Annotated in this window: 2 protein-coding genes; one reads left to right on the forward strand and one right to left on the reverse strand. The window is 70.8% G+C overall.

All coding sequences use genetic code 11. From position 1 onward, the window contains the following. Positions 1–4,986, reverse strand: a 4,986-nt coding sequence (locus tag AB0B91_RS64070) for an NAD-glutamate dehydrogenase (RefSeq protein WP_358342789.1), incomplete at its 3' end; no start/stop codon positions are given. A 287-nt stretch (positions 4,987–5,273) separates the two neighbouring features. Between AB0B91_RS64070 and AB0B91_RS64075 the strand changes: the two genes are divergently transcribed. Beyond that, a partial coding sequence (locus AB0B91_RS64075) for a hypothetical protein (protein ID WP_358342791.1) occupies positions 5,274–5,508 on the forward strand: 235 nt, incomplete at its 3' end.

Genomic DNA, 5,508 nt, shown 5'->3' on the forward strand with positions numbered 1-5,508 from the left:
GTCGAACTCCCCCATCGCCCGCTCCGCGCGGTGGATCGAGGTGGCGTTCGACTGCTCCCACTGCGACACCCGCTCCTGCGGCGACAGGGTGTCCGGCGTGGAGTCGAGAACCTCCACGGTCAGCGCGGCCAGCGCGGCGTACAGGTCGTAGCGCAGCGCCATCCGGGCCAGCGTCTGCCAGCGGTCCTCACGCGGCAGCAGGGAGATCTTCGACAGCAGCGAGTCGACCCGGAAGCGGTCGGAGAGCACGAAGTAGACCGAGGCCACCTCGCCGACGTCCCGCCCGCTGCTCGCCGCCGTCTCCACCACGTCGAGCAGGCCGAAGCTGTACATCAGCCGGGTCGCCAGCTCGGCCAGGTCGCGCGGCAGCCCCCGCTCGGCGAGCGAGTCGATGTGCGCCGCGAGGGACTCCCGCTCGCTGCCGTGGAAGCGCTCCTCCAGGTCGGGCAGGAGCCGCGCCACCCCGTCGCGCAGCCGGGCGATCTCCGCCGGCACGTCGATCGGCGAACGGCGGTTGGTGACCAGCCACCGCACCGCGCGGTCGAGCAGGCGTCGGGTGTCCAGGTAGACGCTGGTCTGCAACTCGGGGTCGACCTTGTTGTCCAGGTCCTCCACCGCGTCCCAGAGTGCGCGCAGCCCGAACACCTCGCGGACCACCACGTACGCCCGGATGACGTCCGCCGCCGAAGCCGCCGTCTCCTCGACCACCCGGAAGACGAACGAGATGCCGCCCCGGTTGATCGCCTCGTTGACGAGCACCGTCGTCACGATGTCCCGGCGCAGGCGGTGCTGGCCCATCCGGTCGGCGAACCGCTCCCGCATCGGCGTCGGGAAGTAGTTGACCAGGACGTCGGTCGTCCACTCCTCGTCCGCGAGCCCCTCGGCCAGGATCTCCGTCTCAAGGACGATCTTGACGTACGCGAGCAGCACCGCGAACTCCGGCGCGGTCAGCCCGGACTCGGTCCGCACCGCCAGCTCGTCGTCCGGCGGCAGCGCCTCCAGGGACCGGTCCAGCGCGCCGGAACGCTCAAGATCCGTGATCATCCGCCGGTGCACCGGCAGCAGCGAGGCGGCCTGCGCCTGCGCGTTGTTGATCGCCCGGGCCTGGTCGTAGTTGTCCCGCAGCACCAGCTCGGCGACCTCGTCGGTCATCCCCGCGAGCAGTTCGTCACGCTCGGGCAGCCCCAGCGCGCCGTCCGCGACCGCCGTGTTCAGCAGGATCTTGATGTTCACCTCGTGGTCGGAGCAGTCCACCCCGGCCGCGTTGTCGATGAAGTCCGTGTAGATCCGCCCGCCGGTCTGGGCGTACTCGATGCGCCCGAGCTGGGTCCAGCCCAGGTTGCCGCCCTCGCCCACCACCCGGCAGCGCACGTTCCGGCCGTCCACCCGGATGGCGTCGTTGGACTTGTCGCCCACTTCCGCGTTGGTCTGGCTGGAGGCCTTCACGTACGTGCCGATGCCGCCGTTCCAGAACAGGTCGACCGGCGCGGTCAGGATCGCCCTCATCAACTCCTGCGGGGAGAGCTGCTCCGTGTCGGCGTCCAGGCCGAGCCGCTCCCGGACCTGCGCCGAGATCGGCACCGACTTGGCCGTACGCGGGTACACCCCGCCGCCGGCCGAGATCAGCTCCCGGTCGTAGTCCTCCCACGACGAGCGGGGCAGGTCGAACAGCCGCTTCCGCTCGGCGTACGAGGACGCGGCGTCCGGGTCCGGGTCCAGGAAGATGTGCCGGTGGTCGAACGCGGCCACCAGCCGGATGTGCTCCGACAGCAGCATCCCGTTGCCGAACACGTCACCGGACATGTCACCGACACCGACCACGGTGAAGTCCTGGGTCTGGGTGTCGTGGCCCATCTCGCGGAAGTGCCGCTTCACCGACTCCCAGGCGCCCCGGGCGGTGATGCCCATCTTCTTGTGGTCGTAGCCGGCGGAGCCGCCGGAGGCGAACGCGTCGCCGAGCCAGAAGTTGTGCGCCGTGGAGATCTCGTTGGCGATGTCCGAGAACGTCGCCGTGCCCTTGTCCGCCGCGACCACCATGTACGGGTCGTCGCCGTCGTGGCGGACCACGTCCTCCGGCGGCACGATCTCGCCGCTGACGATGTTGTCCGTGACGTCGAGCAGGGCGGAGATGAACTCCTTGTAGCAGGTCACCGCCTCGTCGCGGTCCCCCGGCTTCTGCTTGAGCACGAAGCCGCCCTTCGCGCCCACCGGCACGATCACGGCGTTCTTCACCATCTGCGCCTTGACCAGGCCCAGCACCTCGGTGCGGAAGTCCTCGCGGCGGTCGGACCAGCGCAGCCCGCCGCGGGCCACCGGGCCGAACCGCAGGTGCACGCCCTCGAAACGCGGCGAGTAGACGAAGATCTCGAACTTCGGCCGCGGCGCCGGCAGGTCCGGGATCGCCTGCGGGTCCAGCTTGAGCGCCACGTACGACTTCGGCCGCCCGTCGGAGCGCTTCTGGTAGAAGCTGGTGCGCAGGGTGGCCTGGATCATCGTCAGGTAGGCGCGCAGGATCCGGTCCTGGTCGAGGCTGGCGACGTCGTCCAGCGCGGTCCGGATGTCGCCCACCAGCTCGGCGCTGCGCTGCTGGCGCCACTCGTGGCCGTCCTCGCCGGGCGCGAACCGCACCTCGAACAGCTCCACCAGCAGGGTGGCGATCCTCGGGTACGCGATGAAGGTCTGCTCCATGTACTCCTGCGAGAAGACCGTGCCGGCCTGGCGCAGGTACTTCGCGTACGCCCGCAGCACCACCACCTGCCGCCAGGTGAGACCGGCCCGCAGCACCAGCTCGTTGAAGCCGTCCACCTCGGCCTCGCCCCGCCACGCCGCCGCGAAGGCGTTCTCCACGTGCGGGCGCACCTCGGACAGCTCCTGGTGCCCCTCGGGCAGCCGCAGCCCGAAGTCGTAGAGGTAGACCCGACCGTCGATCCGGTCCACCTCGTGCGGGTGCTCGTCGACCACCTTGACGCCGAGCGAGTGCAGCACCGGCAGCACGGCGGAGAGCATCATCGGCTCGCCGTAGCGGTAGACCTTGAAGCGGACGTCCATCGCCTCGTCGACGTCCGGCCCCCGCCCGCCGGCCCGCGGCGCGAGCTGCTTGCGGAACAGGTGCATCTCCAGCTGGCCGGGCTCCTCCAGCAGCTCCAGCTTCGCCAGGTCCTTCATCGCCTCGTACGGCGTGTGGCCGTCCTTGTAGCCCTCGGGGAAGGCGTCGGCGTAGCGGGTGAACAGGTGCTTGGCCTGCTCGTCGCCGAGCTTGCGCTCCAGCACCAGCCGGTAGTCGTCGTCCCACAGCCGGGTGGCGTCGGCCAACTCCTCGGCCAGCAGGTCGGCGTCGATGTCGCCGGGGACCTTCGTCGGGTCGGTCCGGACGATGAAGTGCACCCGGGCGAGCATCGACTCGGTGACCCGGGTCGTGTAGTCGACCCCGACGCCGTTCAGCTCGCGCAGCAGGATGTCCTGCATCCGCAGCCGGTTCTGCGTGGTGAACCGGTCCCGGGGCAGGTAGATCAGGCAGGAGATGAACCGCCCGTACGCGTCGCGGCGCAGGAACACCCGCAGCTGCCGGCGGCCGGCCATCCGCAGCACGCCGATCACCGCGTGGTAGAGGTCCTCCGTCTTGATCTGGAACAGCTCGTCGCGCGGGTAGGTCTCCAGGATCTGGAGCAGGTCCTTGCCGGAGTGGCTGCGCTGGCTCAGGCCGGAGCGGTCCAGCACCTCGGCCACCTTGCGGCGCACCACCGGCAGCTCCTGCACGCTGGTCCGGTACGCGGCCGTGGAGAACAGACCGAGGAAGCGGCGCTCGCCGACCACCTCGCCGGACTCGTTGAAGACCTTGAAGCCGATGTAGTCGAGGTAGGCGGAGCGGTGCACGGTGGCCCGCGAGTTCGCCTTCGTGATGATCAGCAGGCGCTTCTCGGTGACCTTGTCGTGCGCCTCGGGCGTCATCGACGACAGCGGCCGGGCCTCCGGCGAGTCCTGACGCAGGATGCCCAGCCCGGTGCCGAGCACCGCCTCCAGCGCCTGGCCGCTGCCCCGCTCCCCGTCCCCGGCGGTGTCGACCAGCCGGTACTCCCGGTAGCCGAGGAACGTGAAGTGGTCGTGGGCGAGCCAGCGCAGCAGCTCCACCGAGTCCGTGATGTCCTTCTCCGGCACGGGTGGGCGGTTGTCCGACGTACGCGCGGCCGCCAGCTCGTCGGCGAGGGCGAGGGCCCGCTGGCGCATCTTCGGCCAGTCCTCCACGGCCTCCCGCACGTCGGTGAGCACCCGCTGGAGTTCCCGGCGCAGCCGGTCCCGCTCGGCGGCGTCGCGTACCGGGTCGACCTCGACGTGCATCCAGCTCTCGACGATGTCGCCGGCGATGGCGTCGTCGGGCTCGACGTCGGCGGAGACCTCGACCAGCCGGCCCAGCGGCTCACGCCGGACCACCACCAGCGGGTGGACCAGCAGGTGCACGTCCAGGTGGTGCGAGTTGAGCAGGGCGGTCACCGAGTCGACCAGGAACGGCATGTCGTCGGTGACGATCTCGATGACGGTGTGGTGCTGGTCGGCGTCGGGCTCGTGGATACGCAGCTTCAGCTCGCCCGGTACCCGCTGCTGGGCGAGGTCGCGGTGCGCGCGGGCCGCCTCCAGCATCTCCTCGGCGGTGAAGCCGATCAGCTCCTCGTCGGGCGCGAACCGCCAGAAGCGGCTGACCAGGGTCGCCGCGTCGTGGTCGTCGCCGGCCAGCGCGACCGCCTGGGCGACCAGGCGCTCCACGTTGGGAACGGGCTCGTCGAGCTCGTTGTCCTCGACCTCGTCGGCCAGCGCGTTGGCGGGCATACCCAGGTCGTAGAGGGTGTCGATACTCGAACCGGTCATCCCGGTCACTCCTGTGTCGAGCCGGCCGAAGCCGTCCCCGTCGGTCGCCGAATCGAAGCTGTCGTCCCGGCCGGTGTCATCCTGCCGGAGGTCGGGTCCCGGTTTGATCGCCGGACGCCGGTCCATCGGTGCCACTCCCCTCGACCCACCGCGTTGTGGGTCACTCTGCCGCCCAGCCTAGGCCCTGCCGTTCCGCCCCTTGCTCGGCGGACCTCAGTGCGGACGTCCGGTTCCGGACTTCGTCCTTTCACCCGTTGCGGGTACGAGGTTGGCCGGTTCGGGAGTACCCCGCCTCCAGTCGTTCATCACCCCGTCACCGACCTCTCTTTCCGCACGTCCCGGTGCGGGGGGACGGTGCGGACGGCGCCGCCGTACTAGCGTGCAGGGCAGTTCCGAGATCGGAGATCCGTTCCATGCGCCTGCCGTACCCTCGCCGCCCCCGCCGCAACCGGCTCCGCCCGGCGCTGGCGCTGCTCGCCGCGACCGTGCTCGCGGGCGGCGCCCTCACCGCGTGCTCGGGCGGTGACGGTCCGGAGCGCGAGGTCGACGCGTTCCTCGCCGGCTGGCGCTCGGGCGACCTCCAGGCCGTCGGCTTCGTCGACCCGACCGGCGCCAAGGTGCCGGCGGCCGACGGCGTCCGCGACCTCC

The sequence above is a fragment of the Nonomuraea sp. NPDC049141 genome, from assembly GCF_040648415.1.
Lineage (GTDB): Bacteria > Actinomycetota > Actinomycetes > Streptosporangiales > Streptosporangiaceae > Nonomuraea.